The following is an 869-nucleotide window of genomic DNA, read 5'->3' on the forward strand; positions in this document are numbered from 1 at the left end:
ATGAACACAGCATATGAAAAACGACTAAGACTGTTTCCTTCATTTTTTCAGTTTCCCGCGGCGCGACAAATCTCACCGAACTCATCTGCATTCAGGGAAGCTCCACCAATGAGCCCCCCATCGATATCCGGCATGCCGAACAGTTCGACCGCATTGGCCGCCTTCACGCTGCCGCCGTATAGAAGCCGCACACCTCGTGCGACTTCAGAATTCTCTGCCGCTAACTGCTCGCGAATGGCTTTATGCACATCCTGAGCCTGTTGCGGCGTTGCAGTCAGTCCGGTGCCAATGGCCCAGACCGGCTCGTAAGCTATAACTGCCTTTGCAAAAGCACCTACACCCAGCTCCTCAATGATGCTGCCCAGCTGACGCCCGACAACTTCAAGAGTTTTACCGGCTTCGCGCTGCTCAAGGGTCTCCCCTATACACAACACCGGGATCAAGCCACATGCCTGTGCCGCTGCGAACTTGCGATTCAGCATCCCGTCTCGCTCGCCCATTATTTGGCGGCGTTCGGAGTGCCCAACAAGCACCAAGGAACAACCTGCATCCACCAACTGACTCGGCGCAATCTCACCGGTCAATGCACCTTGCATGGATTCCACCGCAGAATTCTGCGCGCCGACCGAAATCGACTTGCCTTTCAAGCCATCAATCACTTGATTGATATACAAGCAAGGCGGGAATACCGCGACATCAACACCGCTTGGCAAGGCCATATGACGTAGGCCGTTGATCAGCTCAGCGACGCTGGCGCGGGTACCGTGCATCTTCCAGTTACCAGCTACCATAGGGCTAATCATGGTTTTAGTGTTGTGTATTTTTTGTGTGTGATTTTTCGTTTATATATCTTTGGTTGCATTATGTTT

Annotated in this window: 1 protein-coding gene and 1 pseudogene; both read right to left on the minus strand. The window is 52.8% G+C overall.

The window, feature by feature from the left end:
• Positions 1–85, minus strand: a pseudogene (locus tag ACIQVE_RS26825) (preprotein translocase subunit SecG); the annotation flags it as partial.
• A complete protein-coding gene (tpiA, locus tag ACIQVE_RS26830; RefSeq protein WP_402814365.1) occupies positions 48–803 on the minus strand; it encodes a triose-phosphate isomerase in 756 nt (251 codons plus the stop codon). The gene tpiA and the pseudogene ACIQVE_RS26825, both read right to left, overlap by 38 nt.
• Between the last annotated feature and the right edge of the window lie 66 nt (positions 804–869).

Source organism: Pseudomonas sp. NPDC098747, from assembly GCF_044760045.1.
GTDB lineage: Bacteria > Pseudomonadota > Gammaproteobacteria > Pseudomonadales > Pseudomonadaceae > Aquipseudomonas.